This window comes from Burkholderia sp. R-40 (assembly GCF_049942845.1).
GTDB classification, from domain to species: Bacteria; Pseudomonadota; Gammaproteobacteria; order Burkholderiales; family Burkholderiaceae; genus Burkholderia; species Burkholderia ambifaria.
Map to the genome: position 1 here is coordinate 1,243,034 of NZ_CP187968.1, position 21,277 is coordinate 1,264,310.

Annotated in this window: 17 protein-coding genes; 5 read left to right on the forward strand and 12 right to left on the reverse strand. The window is 66.9% G+C overall.

Annotated features, from left to right (window positions below):
- Positions 1–133: 133 nt before the first annotated feature.
- Entirely contained in the window at positions 134–1,186 is a 1,053-nt protein-coding gene (locus ACP26O_RS21985; protein ID WP_175664271.1) for a CaiB/BaiF CoA transferase family protein, read from the reverse strand.
- Positions 1,187–1,400: 214 nt separating this feature from the next.
- On the opposite strand from ACP26O_RS21985, the gene ACP26O_RS21990 reads away from it, so the two are divergent.
- Positions 1,401–2,135: a hypothetical protein gene (locus tag ACP26O_RS21990; protein ID WP_175701271.1), complete on the forward strand. Its 735-nt coding sequence runs from the start codon at positions 1,401–1,403 to the stop codon at positions 2,133–2,135.
- 31 nt (positions 2,136–2,166) lie between these two features.
- Here ACP26O_RS21990 and prpF read toward each other — a convergent pair whose 3' ends face one another.
- From prpF to prpB, 4 genes are all read right to left on the reverse strand, one after another.
- A complete protein-coding gene (prpF, locus tag ACP26O_RS21995) occupies positions 2,167–3,357 on the reverse strand; it encodes a 2-methylaconitate cis-trans isomerase PrpF (protein WP_175664273.1) in 1,191 nt (396 codons plus the stop codon).
- Between the two features lie 26 nt (positions 3,358–3,383).
- Positions 3,384–5,978 (reverse strand): Fe/S-dependent 2-methylisocitrate dehydratase AcnD, encoded by a 2,595-nt coding sequence (gene acnD / locus ACP26O_RS22000; RefSeq protein WP_175664487.1) that lies wholly within the window; start codon positions 5,976–5,978, stop codon positions 3,384–3,386.
- Positions 5,979–6,057: 79 nt separating this feature from the next.
- Complete coding sequence (gene prpC, locus ACP26O_RS22005; RefSeq protein WP_011659785.1) at positions 6,058–7,230, reverse strand: bifunctional 2-methylcitrate synthase/citrate synthase; 1,173 nt, start codon at positions 7,228–7,230, stop codon at positions 6,058–6,060.
- 162 nt (positions 7,231–7,392) lie between these two features.
- Positions 7,393–8,286: a methylisocitrate lyase gene (gene prpB, locus ACP26O_RS22010; RefSeq protein WP_012367050.1), complete on the reverse strand. Its 894-nt coding sequence runs from the start codon at positions 8,284–8,286 to the stop codon at positions 7,393–7,395.
- A 170-nt stretch (positions 8,287–8,456) separates the two neighbouring features.
- Between prpB and prpR the strand changes: the two genes are divergently transcribed.
- The gene (gene prpR / locus ACP26O_RS22015) at positions 8,457–10,439 is read left to right on the forward strand and encodes a propionate catabolism operon regulatory protein PrpR (RefSeq protein ID WP_175664274.1); all 1,983 of its coding nucleotides are present in this window, start codon (positions 8,457–8,459) and stop codon (positions 10,437–10,439) included.
- A 59-nt stretch (positions 10,440–10,498) separates the two neighbouring features.
- Here prpR and ACP26O_RS22020 read toward each other — a convergent pair whose 3' ends face one another.
- Complete coding sequence (locus ACP26O_RS22020) at positions 10,499–11,146, reverse strand: CGNR zinc finger domain-containing protein (protein ID WP_175664488.1); 648 nt, start codon at positions 11,144–11,146, stop codon at positions 10,499–10,501.
- 100 nt (positions 11,147–11,246) lie between these two features.
- Here ACP26O_RS22020 and ACP26O_RS22025 point away from each other — a divergent pair, with 100 nt between their 5' ends.
- Positions 11,247–11,630 (forward strand): VOC family protein, encoded by a 384-nt coding sequence (locus ACP26O_RS22025; protein ID WP_175664275.1) that lies wholly within the window; start codon positions 11,247–11,249, stop codon positions 11,628–11,630.
- Between the two features lie 195 nt (positions 11,631–11,825).
- Here the strand turns inward: ACP26O_RS22025 and ACP26O_RS22030 are convergent, their stop codons facing one another.
- Complete coding sequence (locus ACP26O_RS22030) at positions 11,826–12,674, reverse strand: ureidoglycolate lyase (RefSeq protein WP_175664276.1); 849 nt, start codon at positions 12,672–12,674, stop codon at positions 11,826–11,828.
- A gap of 661 nt (positions 12,675–13,335) precedes the next feature.
- Between ACP26O_RS22030 and ACP26O_RS22035 the strand changes: the two genes are divergently transcribed.
- Both ACP26O_RS22035 and ACP26O_RS22040 read left to right on the forward strand, forming a co-directional pair.
- Positions 13,336–14,157: an IclR family transcriptional regulator gene (locus ACP26O_RS22035; RefSeq protein WP_175664489.1), complete on the forward strand. Its 822-nt coding sequence runs from the start codon at positions 13,336–13,338 to the stop codon at positions 14,155–14,157.
- 88 nt (positions 14,158–14,245) lie between these two features.
- Complete coding sequence (locus ACP26O_RS22040) at positions 14,246–14,797, forward strand: hypothetical protein (RefSeq protein ID WP_011659792.1); 552 nt, start codon at positions 14,246–14,248, stop codon at positions 14,795–14,797.
- A 692-nt stretch (positions 14,798–15,489) separates the two neighbouring features.
- Here ACP26O_RS22040 and ACP26O_RS22045 read toward each other — a convergent pair.
- The 5 genes from ACP26O_RS22045 to ACP26O_RS22065 all read right to left on the reverse strand — a co-directional run bounded on the left by ACP26O_RS22045 (position 15,490) and on the right by ACP26O_RS22065 (position 21,246).
- Entirely contained in the window at positions 15,490–17,847 is a 2,358-nt protein-coding gene (locus tag ACP26O_RS22045; RefSeq protein ID WP_175701270.1) for a GNAT family N-acetyltransferase, read from the reverse strand.
- A 571-nt stretch (positions 17,848–18,418) separates the two neighbouring features.
- Positions 18,419–18,715 (reverse strand): H-NS family nucleoid-associated regulatory protein, encoded by a 297-nt coding sequence (locus ACP26O_RS22050; RefSeq protein WP_175664278.1) that lies wholly within the window; start codon positions 18,713–18,715, stop codon positions 18,419–18,421.
- A 103-nt stretch (positions 18,716–18,818) separates the two neighbouring features.
- Positions 18,819–19,103, reverse strand: coding sequence for a hypothetical protein (locus ACP26O_RS22055; protein WP_012367057.1), 285 nt, complete (start codon positions 19,101–19,103; stop codon positions 18,819–18,821).
- A 61-nt stretch (positions 19,104–19,164) separates the two neighbouring features.
- Positions 19,165–19,692: a BON domain-containing protein gene (locus ACP26O_RS22060; RefSeq protein ID WP_175656764.1), complete on the reverse strand. Its 528-nt coding sequence runs from the start codon at positions 19,690–19,692 to the stop codon at positions 19,165–19,167.
- 21 nt (positions 19,693–19,713) lie between these two features.
- Positions 19,714–21,246 (reverse strand): sigma-54 interaction domain-containing protein, encoded by a 1,533-nt coding sequence (locus ACP26O_RS22065; protein ID WP_175664279.1) that lies wholly within the window; start codon positions 21,244–21,246, stop codon positions 19,714–19,716.
- Positions 21,247–21,277 lie beyond the last annotated feature (31 nt).

The window sequence follows — 21,277 nt, forward strand, 5'->3', positions numbered from 1 at the left end:
TCGTCGATCGAGGCCCGATTTTACTCTATTTAGCACCAAATTTGATGCCATATTTGGCACCCACCGAATTGGCTGTCCTGTGGCGCAAGCGCGTATCGCGAGTAGCGCTTTCGAATCGGCGAGCCGGCGCCACCTATTCCGCGTCGTCGTCACTCAACGGCAAAAATCGCGGCGCCACGCGCGCCCGGACGTTGCCGTCCCCGTCGACACGATAAATCCCGCGCGCCGCATTGTGCGGGTGCTCCACCGCTTCGGCCACGCTCAGCACTGGCGCAAAGCATGCGTCGCTGCCTTCGAGCAGCGCGCGCCAGTGCGCGGACGGCTGCTGCGCGAATACCTCGGCAAAACGCGCCTTCAGCGCCGGCCAGCGCGCGCGGTCGTACTGCGACGCCGGATCGACGTCGGCCAGCCCGAGGCGCTCGACCAGCAACGCGTAGAACGGCGGCTCGAGCGCGCCGATCGTCACGCATTCGCCGTCCGCGCAGCGATATACGTCGTAGAACGGCGCGTCGTGGAAGAGGCTCGGCTGCACGCCGTCGAGTTGCCCGTTCGCGCGCGCCCACAGCGCGAGCGAGCCGAGCATCGACACGATGTCGACGATCGCGCCGTCGACCACCCGCCCCGGACCGCCGCCTCGCACGTCGAACAGCGCGCAGACGATCCCGAACGCGAGTCCGAGCGCGCCGCCCGCATCGCCGACGACGGTCGGCGGCACGCCGGGGCGGCCGTCGCGCGGCGCGGACAGCGACAGCAGCCCCGTCAGCGCGACGTAGTTCAGGTCGTGCCCAGCGGCCGTCGCGAGCGGGCCGTCCTGGCCCCAGCCCGTCATCCGTCCGTACACGAGCTTCGGATTGCGGCGGGCACAAGCGTCGGGCCCGAGGCCGAGACGCTCCATCACGCCCGGTCGCAGCCCCTCGATCAGCGCATCGGCCTGCGCGATCAGCGCGAGCGCCGCATCGCGGCCGTCCGATGTTTTCAGATCGAGCTCGACGACCGTCTTGCCTTCGCGCAGCAGGTCGCCGTCGCGGCCCTGCAACGCGTCCGGCGCGCTCGTGCGGCCGGCCGGACGCGCGATCAGCGTGATGCGCGCGCCCATTCCAGCGAGCATCCAGCCCGCGAGCGGGCCGGGGCCGAGACCTTCGAATTCGACGATATGGACGGCAGAAAGAGGCAACTGGATCGACATACGGGGCTCCATGCACAGAGGCAAACCGGGTCGGGGGATGTAGCGGCGATATGCGACCCACTTTCGCTCGTTGACGTTCCGCCACGGTTCTGTCCACAAGGGATCATTGCCACAGCGTGCACAAGTTCATCAATGCATTGACCATACCGCCCCGGCGCATCGATTATCGATATTTCGCACTACGATTCCGTCCAACCTGATCCGAGGAAAATGCATGACCATCGCCAATAGCGCGTTCTTCAAAATCCTGAAAATGCTCGACGGAATGACGCAATTGCCACCGCAAGCAATGCAGACTGCGTTCGACAAATGGGTGACATTTATCGCAGCCGTATGCAGATGGACCGGAGTGGTGCTATTTGCGATCCTGCTGGGCTTCGTCGGGTGGGTCAAATTTATTCACCCCATTCAAGGTGGCTGGCTCACGTTGGCTCTTTTCATTGGTATCGCCACGACGATCTTTGCGCTGGTGTCACTCGTTGTTGACGTCATTCCCGCTGCGGTGATGCTCGTCCGCTTCAAACACAATTCCCTGAAACGATTGATTTTGGAAATCGAGCATGACTCCACGCACGCAAGAAAGCTGTTGATCTTCGATCGGCAATTGCTCGAAAGAACCGACGCATGGCTGTCCATCCGAATTGCACGAATCAAGGATCGGCTCGGTTTCTTTCTGGGCGGCGCCGATAAGGTTGCCATTCTCGCACTCGGCAGCATGGGATGGGCAACGCTCAACACGCTCAAGAGCCTGCAAAACACCTGGCAGCAGAACGCGTTTCTCTATGGCGCTGCCTTTCTCGGTGGCCTCGCAATCGGCGGAGTCATGTTGAACGTGATCGTCCAACGATACACCTATCAGCGGGACCTGCTGGCGCTGGCTCTCGACCTGATCGACCAGCAAGACGAACTGGACCGCCGGCGCCGACAACAGCGCGGCGGCCATGCCTAACGGTGCTGACGCCGTGGCGCACTGACATATGTCAGAACGCATCACCCGGCACCCTCACCCAGCCTTCCATCAGCACACGCGCGCTGCGGCTCATGATCGCCTTCGTGACGGTCCACTCGCCGTTCTCGAGCTGCGCTTCCGCGCCGACGCGCAGCGTGCCCGACGGATGCCCGAAGCGCACCGCGTTGCGCGCACCGCCGCCCGCCGCGAGATTCACCAGCGTGCCGGGAATCGCCGCGGCCGTGCCGATCGCGACCGCCGCCGTGCCCATCATCGCGTGGTGCAGCTTGCCCATCGACATCGCCCGCACCAGCAGGTCGACGTCGCCCGCATTCACGCGCTTGCCGCTCGACGCGACATAGTCGGCCGGCTTCGCGACGAACGCGACCTTCGGCGTGTGCTGGCGCGTCGCGATCTCGTCGAGCGTGTCGATCAGGCCCATGCGCAGCGCGCCGTGCGCACGGATCGTCTCGAACTTCTCGAGCGCCTTCGGGTCGCCGTTGATCGCGTCCTGCAGCTCCGTGCCCGTATAGCCGATCGCTTCGGCCTCGACGAAGATGGTCGGAATCCCCGCGTTGATCATCGTCGCCTTCAGCGTGCCGATGCCCGGCACGGCCAGGTCGTCGACGAGGTTGCCGGTCGGGAACATCGAGCCGCCCGCGCCTTCTTCCTCGGCGGCCGGGTTCATGAACTCGAGCTGCACTTCGGCGGCCGGAAACGTGACGCCGTCCAGCTCGAAGTCGCCCGTCTCCTGAACCGCGCCGTTCGTGATCGGCACGTGCGCCACGATCGTCTTGCCGATGTTCGCCTGCCAGATCCGCACGGTCGCGACGCCGTCGCGCAGCACGCGCGATGCATCGACGAGGCCGCCGCTGATCGCGAACGGCCCGACCGCCGCCGACAGGTTGCCGCAGTTGCCGGTCCAGTCGACGAACGCCTTGTCGATCGCGACCTGCCCGAACAGATAGTCGACGTCGTGACCGGGCCGCGTGCTCTTCGACACGATCACCGTCTTGCTGGTGGACGACGTCGCGCCGCCCATCCCGTCGATCTGCTTGCCGTACGGATCGGGGCTGCCGATCACGCGCAGCAGCAGCGCGTCGCGCGCGGCGCCCGGCGTCTGCGCGGCATCCGGCAGGTCCTGCAGCCGGAAGAACACGCCCTTGCTGGTACCGCCGCGGATGTAGGTCGCCGGAATCCTGATTTGCGGAATGTGAGCCATGTTTGCGTTATCCCTGTGTGATCCGGTCAAGCCGCCTGCGACGATTCGAGGAAGTCCTGCGCGAAACGCTGCAGCACGCCGCCCGCGTCATAGATCGACACTTCCTCGGCCGTATCGAGCCGGCACGTCACCGGCACCTCGACACGCTCGCCGCTCTTGCGGTGAATCACGAGCGTGAGATCGGCGCGCGGCGTACGCTTGCCGATCACGTCGAAGGTCTCGGTGCCGTCGATGCCGAGCGTGGTGCGGTTCGTGCCCGGCTTGAACTCGAGCGGCAGCACGCCCATCCCGATCAGGTTGGTGCGGTGGATCCGCTCGAACCCTTCGGCGACGATCACCTCGACGCCCGCGAGCCGCACGCCCTTCGCGGCCCAGTCGCGCGACGAGCCTTGGCCATAGTCGGCGCCGGCGATCACGATCAGCGGCTGCTTGCGGTTCATGTATGTCTCGATCGCCTCCCACATGCGCATGACCTTGCCTTCCGGCTCGACGCGCGTGAGCGAGCCCTTCTTCACCGCGCCGTCGACCACCGCCATCTCGTTGATCAGCGTCGGGTTCGCGAAGGTCGCGCGCTGCGCGGTCAGGTGGTCTCCCCGGTGCGTCGCGTACGAGTTGAAGTCTTCTTCCGGCAGGCCCATCTTCGCGAGGTATTCGCCAGCCGCGCTGTCCAGCAGGATCGCGTTCGACGGCGACAGGTGGTCGGTCGTGATGTTGTCGCCGAGCACCGCGAGCGGACGCATGCCCTTGAGCGTGCGTTCGCCGGCCAACGCGCCTTCCCAGTACGGCGGGCGACGGATATACGTGCTCTGCGCGCGCCAGTCGTACAGCGGCGCCGCACGCTCGCCCGCATCGGCCGTGCGCGCGAACATCGGTTCGTAGACCTTGCGGAACTGCTCGGGTTTCACGCTCGACGCGACGATCGCATCGATCTCCTCGTCGGTCGGCCAGATGTCCTTCAGCGTGACGGGCTTGCCGTCCTGGTCGTGGCCCAGCACGTCCTTCTCGATGTCGAAGCGGATCGTGCCGGCGATCGCATACGCGACGACGAGCGGCGGCGACGCGAGGAACGCCTGCTTCGCGTACGGGTGGATGCGGCCGTCGAAGTTGCGGTTGCCGGACAGCACGGCGGTCGCGTACAGGTCGCGATCGACGATCTCCTGCTGGATCTTCGGATCGAGCGCGCCCGACATCCCGTTGCAGGTCGTGCACGCGAACGCGACGATGCCGAAGCCGAGCTTTTCCAGCTCCGGCAGCAGGTTCGCTTCTTCCAGATACAGCTCGACCGCCTTCGAGCCCGGTGCGAGCGAGCTCTTCACCCACGGCTTGCGCGTGAGGCCCTTCGCGTTCGCGTTGCGTGCGAGCAGCGCCGCGGCGATCACGTTGCGCGGGTTGCTGGTGTTCGTGCAACTCGTGATCGCGGCGATGATCACCGCGCCGTCGGGCATCTCGCCCGGCTTTTCTTCCCACTGGCCGGCGATCCCGCGGGCGGCGAGATCGGACGTCGGCAGCCGCTTGTGCGGGTTCGACGGGCCGGCCATGTTGCGCACCACGCTCGACAGATCGAACGTCAGCGTGCGCTCGTATTGCACGTTGCCCAGCGTATCGGCCCACAGGCCCGCCGCCTTCGCGTAGGTCTCGACGAGCTTCACCTGCTCGTCGCTGCGGCCGGTGAGGCGCAGGTAGTCGGTCGTCTGGCCGTCGATGAAGAACATCGCGGCCGTCGCGCCATATTCGGGCGCCATGTTCGAGATCGTCGCGCGGTCGCCGAGCGTGAGGCTCGCGGCGCCTTCGCCACGGAATTCCAGATACGCGCCGACCACCTTTTCCTTGCGCAGGAACTCGGTCAGCGCGAGCACGACGTCGGTCGCGGTGATGCCGGGCTGGCGCTTGCCGGTCAGCTCGACGCCGACGATGTCGGGCAGGCGCATCCACGATGCGCGACCGAGCATCACGTTTTCCGCCTCCAGGCCGCCGACGCCGATCGCGATCACGCCGAGCGCATCGACGTGCGGCGTGTGGCTGTCGGTGCCGACGCAGGTGTCCGGGAACGCTACGCCGTCCTGCGCCTGGATCACCGGCGACATTTTCTCGAGGTTGATCTGGTGCATGATGCCGTTGCCCGGCGGGATCACGTCGACGTTCTCGAACGCCTTCTTCGTCCACTCGATGAAGTGGAAGCGATCCTCGTTGCGGCGATCCTCGATCGCGCGGTTCTTCGCGAACGCGTCCGGATCGAAGCCGCCGCACTCGACGGCGAGCGAGTGGTCGACGATCAGCTGCACGGGCACGACCGGGTTCACCTTCGCGGGGTCGCCACCGCCGTCGGCGATCGCGTCGCGCAGGCCGGCGAGATCGACGAGCGCCGTCTGCCCGAGGATGTCGTGGCACACCACGCGCGCCGGGAACCACGGGAAATCGCGGTCGCGCTTGCGCTCGATGATCTGCTTCAGCGAATCGGCAAGGATCGCCGGATCGCAGCGGCGCACGAGGTTTTCGGCGAGCACGCGCGACGTGTACGGCAGCGTGTCGTAGGCGCCGGGCGCGATCGCTTCGACCGCGGCACGCGCGTCGAAATAGTCCAGCGACGTGCCGGGCAGGGGTTTGCGGTAGGCAGTATTCATCATGTGGGGCGGGAAATCGGGGTATGACGTCCGGCGCGCGCCGGCGCCCGTCTCGCGGGGCCGGCGCGCGGCTGGCGGATCAGCGCTTCTCGATCGGCACGAACTGCAGGTCTTCCGGCCCCGTGTAGTTCGCGCTCGGACGGATGATCTTGTTGTCGACGCGCTGCTCGATGATGTGCGCGCTCCAGCCGGACGTGCGCGAGATCACGAACAGCGGCGTGAACATCGCGGTCGGCACACCCATCATGTGATACGACACGGCGCTGAACCAGTCGAGGTTCGGGAACATCTTCTTCGCGTCCCACATCACCGATTCGAGGCGCTCGGCGATGCTGTACAGCTTTAGGTCGCCCGCTTCCTTCGACAGCTTGTGCGCGACGCCCTTGATCACCTTGTTGCGCGGATCGGAGATCGTGTAGACCGGGTGGCCGAAGCCGATCACGACTTCCTTGTTCTCGACGCGGCGGCGGATGTCGGCTTCGGCATCGTCCGGCGAGCTGTAGCGGCTCTGGATTTCGTACGCGACTTCGTTCGCGCCGCCGTGCTTCGGCCCGCGCAGCGCGCCGATCGCGCCGGTGATCGCCGAGTAGATGTCCGAGCCCGTGCCCGCGATCACGCGGCCGGTGAACGTCGATGCGTTGAACTCGTGCTCCGCGTACAGGATCAGCGACGTGTGCATCGCGTCGACCCACGACTTCGACGGCGTCTTGCCGTGCAGCAGGTGCAGGAAGTGGCCGCCGATCGAATCGTCGTCGGTTTCCGTCTCGATGCGCTTGCCGTTGTGCGAGAAGTGATACCAGTACAGCAGCATCGAGCCGAGCGACGCCATCAGGCGGTCGGCGATGTCGCGCGCGCCCGGCAGGTTGTGGTCTTCCTTCTCCGGCAGCACGGTGCCGAGCACCGACACGCCGGTACGCATCACGTCCATCGGGTGGGCCGATGCCGGGATCTGCTCGAGCACGGCCTTCAGCGCGTTCGGCAGGCCGCGCATCGCGCGCAGCCGGGTCTTGTACGCGGCCAGTTCGGTCATGTTCGGCAGCGTGCCGTGCACGAGCAGGTGCGCGATTTCCTCGAACTCGCACGACTCGGCGACGTCGAGAATGTCGTAGCCGCGGTAGTGCAGGTCGTTGCCGGTCTTGCCGACCGTGCACAGCGCCGTGTTGCCGGCCGTCACGCCCGACAGCGCCACCGACTTCTTCGGCTTGAATGCGCCTGCGGCGGCCGGTGCTGCTGCGTCTTTCGTCTCGCTCATGTTTCCGTTCTCCAATAGGTATCTGGGTAGCTGTCGACCGCACTTGGCGCTTTAGCGCTTAGTGCGGTCCCATGCAAAGCGGTCGACCGCACTTGCACTTCAGCGCTTGGTGCGGTCGCGTGCAAAGCGTTCCGGGAACCGTGTCCCGGTGCGCGGGCCGCGTTACTTCTTGCCCTGCGCGAACAGTTCGTCGAGCTTGCGCTCGTATTCGTGATAGCCGAGGAAGTCGTACAGCTCCGCGCGGGTCTGCATGGTCGGCACGGCGGCCTTCTGCGTGCCGTCGCGGCGCAGCGTCTCGTAGAAGTTCAGCGCGGCCTTGTTCATCGCGCGATACGCGCCGCAGCAGTACAGCGCGATGTCGACGTTCGCCTCGCGCAGCTCGTCGACCGTGAACAGCGGCGTCGAGCCGAATTCGGTCAGGTTCGCGAGGATCGGCACCTTCACGGCTGCCTTGAAGCGGCGGTAATCGTCGAGCGTCTTCATCGCTTCCGGGAAGATCATGTCGGCGCCGGCTTCCACGTAGGCAATCGCGCGCTCGATCGCGGCGTCGATCCCTTCGGCGGCGGCCGCGTCGGTGCGGGCCATGATCACGAACTGGTCGTCGGTGCGTGCATCGACCGCGGCCTTCACGCGATCGACCATTTCCTCGAGCGGCACGACTTCCTTGCCCGGACGATGGCCGCAGCGCTTCTGGCCGACCTGGTCTTCGAGGTGAACCGCCGCGACACCGGCATTGATGAACGAGCGGACCGTGCGCGCGATGTTGAACGCGCCGCCCCAGCCCGTATCGATGTCGACGAGCAGCGGCAGGTCGGTCGCGTTGGTGATCCGGGTCGCGTCGATCAGCACGTCTTCCATCGTGCTGATGCCGAGATCGGGGATCCCGAGCGAATTCGCGGCGACGCCGCCACCCGACAGGTAGACGGCCTTGAAGCCGACGGCCTGCGCCATCTTGGCTGCGTACGCGGTGATCGCGCCGACCACCTGCAGCGGCTGCTCGGCCGCGACTGCCGCGCGGAATTTCGCGCCGGCGCTCTGAAGATGCGTGTTGCTCATGAACGGCCTCCTGAAGGAATGACCATTAACAGCAAGGACCGGGCCAGCTCGCAAAATCCCGCTAACTCACTGATTCTTAAGCAACCGGCACGAGTGGTGAATCGCCCGATGATTTCAATTCGGCAATTTCATGTTTCAAAAATGAAATCGCACGCGCATAATCGGTCGCCATGGACCTCTCCTCGACCAAGCCCGTCGGCCCGGCCGACCGCACGGTGCGCCCGCGCATCTGGGCGATGGGCATCAGCCGTCTGCGCGACCTGTTTCGCGAGATCGCCGGCGAATTCGACGAACGCGCCGACGTGCGCATCGTCACGCGGGCCTACGAAGACGCGCTAAGCGCGATCGCGGAAGCCGGCACCGCGCGGCCCGACGTGATCGTCGCGGCCGGCTCGAACGGCGGCTTCCTGAAAACGCGCGCGCAGGTGCCGGTCGTGGTCGTGTCGCCGACCGGCTTCGACGTGATGCAGGCGCTCGCGCGCGCACGGCGCGACGCATCGCGGATCGCACTCGTCAGCGCCGGCGAGACGCCGCCGGAGGTGCGCCGCTTCGTCGCCGCCTACGGCCTCGACGTGCAGTTTGCGTCATATCAGTCCGCGCAGGAAGCGGAAGCCTGCGTGCACGACCTGCACGACCGCGGCATCGAGACGATCGTCGGCCCCGGCCTCGTCACCGATCTCGCGGCGAGTGCCGGCATGGGCGCCGTGTTCCTGTATTCGCACGCGTCGGTGCGCAAGGCGGTCGAAACGGCGCTCGAAGTCGCGTACGCGACGCACGCCGAGGCGTTTCGCCGTCAGCGCCTCGACAACCTGTTGCAGCACCTGCGCGACGGCGTGGTCGCGCTCGACGCGCGCGGTCACGTCGAGGCGATCAACGAGCGGCTCGCGTCGGCGCTCGGGGTCGAACCGGCGGCGGCCGTCGGCCGCGCGCTCGTCGACCTGCGGCCCGAACTGCGCACGCTGCGCGGCGAGGATGGCGACGCGCTCGCGACGGTGCGCGGCGTGCGCTACGTCGTGCATCGCGGGCCGCTCGTCGATCGCGGCGTCACGTCGGGCAGCGTGCTGACCTTCCAGGAATCGCGCGCGGTCGAACGGCTCGACCGCGCGCTGCGTTCGCAGCCGAACACGCAGCAGTTCGCGGCGCGCTACGCACTCGACGACGTGGTCGGCGCGTCCGCGCCGATGGCGCGCGTGCGCGACCTCGTGCGCCGCTACGCGAAATCCGACGCGACCGTGCTCGTGCTCGGCGAGAGCGGCACCGGCAAGGAGATGATCGCGCAGAGCCTGCACGCGCTTTCCGTGCGGCGCAGCTATCCGTTCGTCGCGATCAACTGCGGCGCGTTTCCGGAAGCGCTGCTCGAGAGCGAGCTGTTCGGTTACGAGGAAGGCGCGTTCACTGGCGCGCGGCGCGGCGGCAAGACCGGGCTGTTCGAGGCCGCGCACCGCGGCACGCTGTTTCTCGACGAGATCGGCGAGATGCCGCCGTCGCTGCAAAGCCGGCTGCTGCGCGTGCTGCAGGAGCGCGAAGTGATCCGCCTCGGTTCGACCGAGCCGATCCGCATCGACGTGCGCGTGATCGCCGCGACGCACCGGCCGCTGCTCGCGGCCGTCGAAGCCGGCACGTTCCGCGCGGATTTGTATTACCGGCTCAACATCCTGAACATCGGCCTGCCGCCGCTGCGCGAGCGCGCGACCGATATTCCGGCGCTCGCGGCCACGCTGCTCGTGCAGGCCGCGCGGCGCGAGCCGCGGCTGGCCGAACGCGTGCGCGAGGTCGGCGATGCGATGCGCGTGCTCGGCGCGACGCAGGCGACGCTCGCCCGCTACCGCTGGCCCGGCAACGTGCGGGAGTTGCAGAACGTGGTCGAGCGGATCGCGGTGGAACTGGCCGAGGAAGTCGACGAGCAGGATCCGGGCGCCGCGTGCGCCGTGCTCGCGCCCGACGCGCTGCAGGCGATCGCGCCGGAGTTGTTCGCGACCCCGCCCGACGCGGCCGATGCCGACGACGCGCAGACGCTGCAAGTACGCCGCCGCCGCGCGGAAGCCGACGAGATCCGCGCGGTGCTCGACGCATGCGGCGGCGACCGCGATCGCGCGTGCGCGATGCTGGGCATCAGCAAGACGACGCTGTGGCGGAAGCTTTCGGCGAAGTAGGTTCGGGCGGGATGTGCGGATTGCGCGTCGCGGCATGACGCGCTGGACCCGCGCCGCCGTCAATCGGCCTTGTGATAGTGGCGGTATGCCTTCGCGCGATTGCCGCACGACGACATCGAGCACCAGCGGCGGCTGCCGTTCTTGCTGTCGTCGATAAACAGCCACTGGCAGGCGTCGTTCGCACAACGCTTGACCTTCGCCAGCCGCGCGCTGCCCAGCAGGTCGGTCGCCGACCACAGCACCGGGCTCAACAGCCCTCCGAGCGTCGCGCCCGCACCCCCGATTCGCCACGCATAGCCGCCGTCGATCCGCGCGAGCGCGACGCGCGGCGCCGCTTCCGCCAGAAAACCGTCCAGCAGCGCGAGATCGGCTGCGTGGGGTTCGCGCTGCTCCGCTTGCGCGAGAAAGAGCCGGTACAGCGCCTCGCGCAAAGCGAGCGCGCGCGAGAGCATTGCCGGCTCGTCATCCTGTTTCTCTTCTCCTGCACGACATGCGTCGGCCAGGCCAGCCGGCACGCCCGCCTGCTCGCGGCACCACACGAACAGGTCGTCCAGCGTGCCGAAGGTTTCGGTCGGCGCGTCGGCGCCGCGCCAGTACAGCGTGTTCGCGAAATCGATGCTCAATGTGTCGGACGGCGCCGGAATCAGGCAGTCCGTCGTGACGGAAGGTTGCGTCTTGTTCATGCCGCGATCGTATCTAACCACCATGCCGGTTGACAAGCGCGGGGACGCTTTCTAACATAACCAGCATGGTGGTTACAAACAGCTTTGCCGCACCGATGTCCCCCTTCAGTTCAAGGAGCCAAAGATGATCGATCACCTTTCGTTCGGCGTTTCCCACATCGACCGCAGCCGCGCGTTCTACGACAGCACGCTCGGCGCGCTCGGCTACAAGCGGCTGTATAGCGACGACGGAGCCCTTGGCTACGGCGCCACCGAACCGGTGTTGTGGTTGCAGCACGCGGCGCGCCCCGTCGTCGCCGATCCCGAGTCGGGGCTGCACGTGTCGTTCCGCGCAGCGTCGCCGGTGGAAGTCGATGCGTTCTACTGGGCCGCGCTCGAGCACGGCGGGCACGACAACGGCGGGCCGGGCAAACGCGAACGCTACGGCCCCGGCTATTACGCGGCGTTCGTCGTCGATCCCGACGGGTATCGGCTCGAAGCCCATTGCGAGCTGGACAACGTCGTCTGAGCCGCTTCGTACGGACGCGGATGAACGACAAGGGCCCGATTCCGCATTGCGCGGAATCGGGCCCTTGTCTTTGCTGCATCGGTGTTCAGTTTGCGACAGTCGCCGCTGGCGACTAAACGATGCGATCGGACCGCGCGGCGGGTGGCGAGGCGTGGCGGCCGGTTGCACCGCCCTGCGACGCGCGCGAGCGAGCGCTTACTGCGCGTTGCGCGTGCTCTGCAGCTGCTCGCCGAGCCCGTCGATCCCGAGACGCACCGTCTGGCCGGCCTTCAGGAACACCGGCGACGGCTTGATCCCCATCCCGACGCCCGGCGGCGTACCGGTCGTGATCACGTCGCCCGGTTGCAGCGTCATGCAGGTCGACAGGTAGGCGACCAGCTGCGCGACGGTGAACACCATCGTGCGCGTATTGCCGTTCTGATAGCGGTGGCCGTCGACCTCGAGCCACAGGGCGAGGCGCTGCGGATCGGGCACCTCGTCGCGCGTGACGAGCCACGGGCCGATCGGGCCGAACGTGTCGAAGCCCTTGCCCTTGTCCCACTGGCCGCCCCGCTCGATCTGCCATTCGCGCTCGGACACGTCGTTGACGACGCAGTAGCCGGCGACGTAATCAAGCGCGCGCGCTTCGTCGACGTCCTTGCACGTCGTGCCGATCACGACACCGAGCTCGACTTCCCAGTCCGTCTTCACGGAGCCCTTCGGAATGTCGATGCCGTCGTTCGGACCGCAGATCGAACTCGTCCACTTGCCGAATACCACCGGCTCCTTCGGCACCGGCATGCCGGCTTCGGCCGCGTGATCGGCATAGTTCAGACCAATGCCGATGAACTTGCCGACGCGCCCGACGCACGCGCCGATGCGCGGCTCGCCGGACACGAGCGGCAGCGTGGCCGGGTCGATCGCGCGCAGGCGCGCGAGACCGGCGTCGGACAGCGCGTCGCCGGCCAGATCCGGCACGTGCGCGGACAGGTCGCGAATCCGGCCGTCCGAGTCGAGAATACCGGGCTTTTCCTGGCCGGACGGGCCATAGCGAAGCAGTTTCATCGTGCTCAACCTCTGTTGTCGAATGGGACAGGATACCGGCCGACGCAGCCGCGTGCGGCCACGCGCCGGACTGAATGTCGATCGTCGATGACGCGCGTCGGCGCCGTATCCGGCACGCCATTCGACACGCGAGGCTCGCGCGGGCGCAGCGATCGCGGCGCCGCACCGAAGTGCGACGCGCATCGAACGGGCGGCCGCCGGTCTGCGCATCGGCGACGACGGCCCGGTATCCGCGGCATGTGCCGGCCTGAGCCGGCCGGCTTCACGCGCGGCCGCGCCGTCGCTGGCCCGCCGCTCTTTGTACCATCGGCGGCGCGCCGTGAAATGGCGCGCGACGGATACCGACTATTGGTGCGGCTGCGGGTGTTGCGTCGCAGCATCCCGGGGCGTGAGTGAAGAACGGCAGGGTGTCGAACGGCGCCGTGCGTTGTCGTCGGGGCACGAATACACAATATTCGTTGCGACCCTGTCATCGAAAAGCGTGGTTGATCCGTTCTTGTTCGGTAACGATCGGTAAAAAGACGCTGCATTGCACACTAAAAGTTTGTTGTTAAGCTCGCGGACGGCCGTCAGTACCGCATGCGGGCTTCTCGAATCCGCGTGCAACGCCGGCCAGCGTGCGTCGCCCTCCGATTGGCAACTCCCGGACTTCCTACTCATGATGCAAACGACCAATGATCCGCTCCCCGGCAGCGACGCACGGGAGTCGATGGGTGCAGCCGACCGCTATCGCGCGCCCGCGCTCGACAAGGGTCTCGACATCCTCGAACTCCTGTCGGAACAAAAGGAAGGACTCACGCGCACCGAAATCACGAAGGAGCTCGGACGCAACGCGAGCGAGATCTACCGGATGCTCGAACGTCTCGTTGCGCGCCGCTATGTGATGCGCTCGAGCGGCGGCGACCGCTACACGCTCAGCCTGAAACTGTTCGCGCTCGCGCACCGGCATCCGCCGATGAACCGGCTGATCGCCGAAGCGTTACCGCTGATGCAGCGCTTCGCCGATGCCGCCGAGCAGTCGTGCCACCTGAGCGTCTACGATCGCGGCAACCTGCTCGTGATCGCGCAGGTCGACGGCCCCGGCGCGTGGGGCGTGTCGGTGCGGCTCGGCTCGCGCGTCGGGCTCGCCGACACGGCATCGGGGCGGGTGATGCTGTCGTTCCAGGGTTCAGAGCAGCGTGCGCACATGCTGGCCGAGCATCGCAAGGTCAAGGGCGAAACGCCGATCAACGAACAGGAACTCGCCCACGCGTGCCAGTCGATCCGGCAGGCCGGCTATGTGCGCCAGGACAGCCGCCAGGCGTACGGCGTCACCGACCTCAGCGCGCCGATCCTCGGCCCGTCCGGCCAGGCGATCGCGGTGCTGACCTGCCCGTACATGCGCCGGATCGACGCGCACACGACGCCGTCCGTCGATGTCGCCGTTGCAGGGCTGCGCGATACGGCCGGTCAGTTGTCGATGTGCCGCGTGGAAATCGGCTGAACGTGCGAGCGCCGCGCGCCCGGCGCTACGCTAGAATAGCGGCCCTCTCAAAAACTACGGCGGCCGGTTGTCACGGCCGTCGTGTCCGATGGATGTCATGGCCAAACTTCTGAACGATCAAGAATTCCAGCGTTTCTCCGAACTTCAGCAGAAGCAGGCGAGCTTCACGATCACCGCCGAGGAAGCGGACGAGCTGCGCGACATCGTCGCGCGCGCCCAGAAGAAGCGCGACGATCGTGCCGCAGCGATGCTGGCGATCGAGAACTACATCGAGCAGTTCGGCATCACGCCCGACGAACTCTTCTCGCCCGAGCAGATCGGCGACGCCGCGCGCACCTACGGCCTGATCACGGCCACCAAGAAGGAACGCACGCTGCCGCCGTCGATCACGTTCAACGGCAAGCCGTACCAATGGACCAAGACGCTTCCGGACGACGTGCGCGGCGCGCTGTTCGACGCGTTTACGTCCGGCGAATCGGTCAAGCGCTTCATCGCGATGCCGAAGGACACCGCGCGTTGCGCACTGACCATCGCCCGCCTCGAGCGCGAAACCGGTGGCGTTTATGCGGACGCGCACCTCGAAGAACTCGCGATTTCGCGTGACCAGGTGAACGACGCGGCGTCGAAACTCGCCGCGTAAACGCTGTCGCGGGCACGGTTCATGCGTGCGCGCACCGACGCGGACGCCGGCAAAGGCCGGCGCCGCGCCTGGCGGAGCACTGCGTCCGTAGGCTCCCGAAAAGTCTCACCGAAGCGTCCCGTAAGCGCTCACCCGAACATCCCGTAAAAGCTCACCCAACGCTCCCGGAGAGGCTCACCGGCCCCTCCCGAACGTCCTCACCGACGCCTCCCGCAGACGCTCACCGCCCTTTCCCGGAAAGGCTCACCGGCGCTTCCTGCAAGGGCTCACCGGCCGTTCCCGGGAAGGCTCACCGAGTGCTCCCGTATCGGCTCACCCACCCGTTCCCGGAAAAGCTCCCTCGCGGCTCCCGAAAAATCTCACCTTTGTTTTGATTCCGACGCTACGGGTGCGAATGCGGGTGTCAGCACGCCGCGCTACGCCACCCGAATCGGCGAAATGCGAAGGCGATCGACGCGCGCCGCTCGCCCCGCCCGCCGCGGATGCTCCGACTCGACGCTAGCGCGTTCCCCCACCGGCGCGGAGCGTCGCATCGCTTCGCGGATTCGATCGAACACGCCGAATGGTCTGCATTGCGAACCGTGAAGAATTCCCGCAACGGCGGCCATGCGTCACGCCACAACGCGACATCATGCGTTCCGCGTCGACGACGCACGCTATCGCCGCACGTTCGCGCACCGTCGCCCACGCGACTACGATTGCAGCTTCATCCTGAACCCGACCACGCCGGGTTCCTCCGTCGTCGACACCGCGAAGCCGCATGACTTCGCCAGCGAAATCATCGCGGTGTTCTCGCGCAGCGCCTCGCCGATCATCCATGCGGTGCCGCGCGATCGCGCGTAGTCGATGATGCGGGTCATCATCAGCCGCCCGAGGCCCTTGCCCTTCTGATCGGGCCGCACGGCAATCGCGAACTCGGCCGTCTCGTTGTCGGGATCGGCGACCGCGCGCGCCACCGCGAGCGTGTGCGACCGACCCGACACGTCGGTAAACGACACGATGAAAGCCATCTCACGGTCGTAGTCGATCTGCGTCATGCGCGCGACTTGCGAATGATCGAAGCTGCGCACCGCACCGAAGAACCGCATTCGCAAATCGTCCGGTGTCATCGCGCCGAGCAACTCGTTGTGCGCCTCCTCGTCTTCCGGACGGATCGGACGAATCGTCACGGTCTCGCCGCGCCATTCGAGCGTCTGCTCGAGATGACGCGGATACGGCATGATCGCGAGCCGGCTGCGCCCCGCCGCCAGCGTGAGGCGCGGCGCGATGATGTATGCGCGGTCGGACAGCACGCGCAGCGTGATCGACATCGCGACGACCTCGCGCACGTCGCAAACAACCTGCGACAGCGCCGTCAGCGCATCGAGCGTGGGTTCGACGGGCGCACGGCGCGCGTAGGGCGAGCGCTCCATCACCGCGCGGGCGAGCACCGTATTCAGCGGCGGCAGCCCGTACACGATGAATGGCGCCGATACGCCGTCCGCCGGCGGCACGGCATAGCGGAACACCGGACCGAAGTTCGAATCGTCGTACATGTCGACCGTGATGTCGACGACTCGGGCGGCCGCCGACGCGTCGGCCGGCTCACCGTGCATCCCGAAATGAGCGAGCCAGCGCAGCGCGGCTTCGCCGGCCAGTTCATGCTCGCCGGCGTCGACCATCTGGCGGGCCTCGGCCTGCGCGGACGCGACGCACTCGAGCGGCTGCAGCGGCGTGCCCTCGGGCGTCTGCATCAGCAACTGCCGCCCGAGGTTGTAGTCGACCAGCCGCGCGTACGCGCGCGCAAGCCGCTGAGGCGTGGTGTACACCGGGATCCCGTTCGCGTGTAGGGCGTCGCGCGTCGCTGCGTCAACTGCCCCGAAGAAGCACGCGAGGATGCCGCGATATGCGTATTGCCGCGATTCGATCAGCGTGCGCGCGACCGCCTCGGCCGGCGCGCTGTGGGACGTCGAATGCACGACGAACAGCGCGCCCGTTTGCGGAAACGGCGCGAGCGCCTTGACGGCAGCGCCGAAATGCTCGGGACGCGCATCGTCGCCGAGCGTCAGCGGATTGCCGGGCCCGGCGAGATGCGGCAGCGCGGCCGCTACCGCCGACGTTGCCGCCGCCGGCCAGTCGGCCAGCACGTCGCGCACCTCCGCGACCGCATCGCCCGCAAGCTTCGCGACGCCCGCGTCGCTCGTCACGAGCGTCGCCGCGCCCCGCGCGGTGACGCGACCGACGCCGAGCGTCTCGATCTCGTCGAGCAGATCGTCGAGCGCATCGACGCGCACCATCCCCGCACGCTGGAACGCCGCCGTGTAAAGCGCATCGCCGGGATCGGCGCGCCCGGTGCGCAGCGCGAGCACCGGCTTGTTGCGCGCCGCCGCGCGCGCTGCCGACATGAACTTGCGCGCGGCACATACGGTATCGAGCTCGAGCAGGATCGCGCGCGTGCCAGGATCGCTGGCAAGGTAGTCGAGCACATCGCCCGCGTCGACGTCGGCCTCGCTGCCCAGCGCGACGACATGCGAAAAGCCGAGGCCTCGCGCATCGGCCCAGCCCAGTACCGCGTTCGTCAGCGCGTTCGATTGCGACACCCAGGCGACGCCGCCCGATCGCGCCGTATAGGCCGGCGCGCCGAAATGCGCATGCCGCGCGGGCGACAGCACGCCGAGACTGCCGGGCCCGACGATACGGAGCACGAACGGCTTCGCGGCCTTGAGCGTGCGATCGAGTGCCGTGCGATCGGCGTCGGTGCGCGCTTCGCCGACGATCACCGCGACGCGCGTGCCGAGTTCGCCGAGCTTGCGCACGATGCCGGCCCACGTGGCAGGCGGCGTGCAGATCACGGCGACCGAGGGCGGCGCGGGCAGGCGGTCGACATCGGCCACCACCGCATGCCCGTTCAGCTCGTGGTACTTCGGATTGACGGGCCACACGGGCCCGTCGAACGCACCATCGAGCACGCGCGCCCACACCATCGCACCGATACTGCCGGCGCGCGACGATGCACCGACGACGGCGACGGACCTGGGCTGGAACAACGCATCGAGATGGCGGACGGTCACATCGGCTCCCTGCGGTAACGAAAGACGATTCGACCGGCACACGGAACAGATAGCCACGTGCCGGCCGACGCGAACTCCAAGCATAGGCGAACCCGATGCGGCTGCCTATATGCCGAACGGCCGACTGTGCGATGCGCATCAATGCCCGCAACATGAGCCGGTAACCGACGCCTTCGCACGACGCAACGAGCGACGGCGACACGATGCGGTCATCCGGTCGCCGCTTCAAAGGTGAGGATTTACAGGAGCCATGGTGAGCAAGTTCGGGAATAGCACGGCGCAGCGTGTCATTACGCGTGAGGTGAAGGCAATCGGCCGTAGGTCAGCACCGCGAAGATCGAGCACGCCACTGCGCGCATGCCGCGTCATTGCGCGGTTGTTTACGGGAAATCGTGGCGATATCCGCGCGAATCGCAGCGAATTTGCAAAAAGGTATCCGTTAATCGCACGACATTGCCGTTCGATTCGCGGCCCCGAATCGCATTGCGGCGACCCAAAAACAAAACGGTGCGACGGCCGCATGGCCGTTCGCACCGTCAGTCAGCGCACGAAAGGTGAGGATTTTCGGGAGTCAGTCCTTGATCAGGAAACGCGCGCGGTTCTTGCCGAGCCATGCCGGCGCACGCCCGCGGCCGCTCCACGTTTCGCCCGTCTTCGGGTTCAGGTACTTCGGCGGCAACGGACGCTTCGGCTTCGCGGCAGAGGCGGCGCCCATCGGAAGAAAACCGAGCTCCTCCGCCGTAATGTCGAACTCCTCGATTTTCGCCCGAATGGCGGCAATCGCATCGGCAATCGCCTTTTCGCGTTCCTTGTCGATCTTTTGCTGAAGTTTTTCGAGCTGCGCAGTCAGTTGCCTGTAGGTCGCCATATGGATGGGACTCCGTGAGTGTTATTCATGAAAAATAGCCGACTCCAAGCGAATAGAAAAGCGCTTCACCCGATCATGATTTCCTCAGCCGGTCGTGACGGGATCAATAACCGCTTTTCTTCTTGCATGCGAAGAGAAGATTTCGCACGGCGTCATCGGTCGATCGCTGGATGACATCGAATTCTCCATTGCAGAGGGCTCGCGCGTTGTCCGTGCAATTGCTCCAGTCGCCGCCGGTGCACTGCACCTGCGTAGTGGGGCGTCCGTCCGAAGTAAACAGTGGCGCCCCGCCGCCGCACCCGCCCAGCCCCGCAACAAGGGCCAACAATCCGGCCCGACACCAATGCGTTCGAGGCCACCGACAGACCGCCGCAAGCATGTGTTTCATTGTTGTTTCCGTCAACCTATTTTTGAATGTCGCGAGTATGCCATGCACTGTCGCACCGCGTTCAGTCAGGTGTCCGCTCGGGGCGTCCGCGCGTCTTGTACGGCACGGCCCGGCGCGGATCGTCGGTGATGCGAACGAATACCTGCTCGACGTCGGGAAGCGCGCCAAGTTCGCGCGCGAGCGCCTGCCGATCGAATGCCGGATCGGCACACCCTTCGACGTAAATGAAGCGCCGCTGCACGGTGATCCACAGGCTCGTGCCATGCAGACGATCGGTGCCCGCGAAATGCGCTTTGGCCGCCGCGGCGATCGGCGCGTCATACATATAGGAATTCGGTTTCGTGCAGCGGTGGGCGAGCCAGCAGGTGGTCCCGCGCTCGACCCGGTAGTGCGCGTCGTCTTCCATCTCGGCGCGCGTCATCCACGGGCCGAGCGGCAGCGGGCATTCGGCGAAATCCCGCGACAGCACGACGAATGGATCGTTGTACCAGTTGCGCCGTGCCGCGGGTGCATCCGCGTCACTCGACTGCGCGAACGAGGACGTCGCCGCCAGTACGGCCAGCCATCCGGCGATGCCGATTCGCTTCATGGTTGTCTCCTGTCGGACACTTCACCGGTGCCGTTCCTCATGTCCGCGCGCATCCGCCGCCGCTTGCCATCGGTCGATGCCCAGCGCCGCCAGTTTCTTGTAGAGCGTCGCCCGACCGATGCCGATGCGCGCGGCCGCTTCCACCACCTTGCCGTCGCAAGCGGCCAGCGCATCGATCAGGAACTGGCGCTCCCACGCGGCCAATGCATCGGTATACGAAACGACCGGCGCACCGGGCGAAGCCGATGCGTCGCCGGCATCGCGGCCGGCCGGCGACGGCGCGACCCGCGCGCCCGCCGGCACGCTGTCGGGCGCCACGCGCACCGGCCCGAGGAACGGCGCGAGCGCACGCGCGTCGATCACCGAGCGATCCGACAGCATCAGCGCACGCTCGAGCGTGTTGCGCAGCTCGCGCACATTGCCCGGCCACGGGTACGCGCACAGCACCCGCAGCGCATCGTCGGTCAGTTCGCAGTGTGCGGCGCGGCCGTGCTGCGCGGCCAGTTCCTCCAGCGTCGCGTAGACGAGCGCCGCGATGTCGGACGCCCGCTCGCGCAGCGGCGGCGCGTGAATCGTTAACACGTTGAGCCGGTAATATAGATCCGCGCGAAAGCGGCCGGCCTCGACCAGCGCGGGCAGGTCGGCCGACGTGGCGGCGATGATCCGTACATCCGCACGCACGATCCGGTTCGAACCGACCGGCTCGAACTCCTTGTCCTGCAATACGCGCAGCAGCTTGCCCTGCAGCGGCAGCGGCATGTCGCCGATCTCGTCGAGAAACAGCGTGCCGCGATCGGCCAGCTCGAACTTGCCGACGCGCCCCTTGCGATCGGCGCCGGTATACGCACCCGGCGCCGCGCCGAAGAATTCGGTTTCGAGCAGCGTGTCGGGAATCGCCGCGACGTTGACGGTCACGAGCGGCTGGAGCGCGCGCGCCGACGCCGCGTGGATCGCATGCGCGAGCAGTTCCTTGCCGGTGCCCGTCTCGCCGAGCAGCAGCACCGGCGAATCGACCTGCGCCGCGCGCCGCGCCTGCCGTTTGGTTTCGAGGCTCGCGGCGCTCGTGCCGACGAAGCTCGCGAACGTGTATTTCGCTCGGCGCGCCTGCGCGAGCGACCGCTGCGTCGCGATCAGCTGCTGCTGAAGCTGCGCGTAGCGGGAAAAGATCGGCGTGAGCGTCTTCAACTGGTCGAACAGCGCGAAGCCGATCGCGCCGACCGTCTCGCCCGCCTCGTTCTTCAACGGCAGGCGCGTGACGACGAGCGGCTCGCGGCCCGTCTCCATGATGTCGAGCAGGATCGGCTGTCCGCTCGACACGACCTCGCGCATCAGGCTGTTCGGAATCACCGCCTCGCAGTCGAGGCCGACCGCCTGCTGGGGATCGGCGAATCCAAAACGCGCCGCATAACGCTCGTTCATCCACACGACGCGCGCGTCGCGATCGACGACCACCGTGCCCGCGCTCGAATCCTCGAACGTACGAAACAGCGACTCGGCGGCGCGCCGCAGCACGTCGCCGTAATTGACGGGCAGGCGGACCCAGTCGTTCATCATCGTGTCGTCGTCTCCGCATATCCTTGGCCGG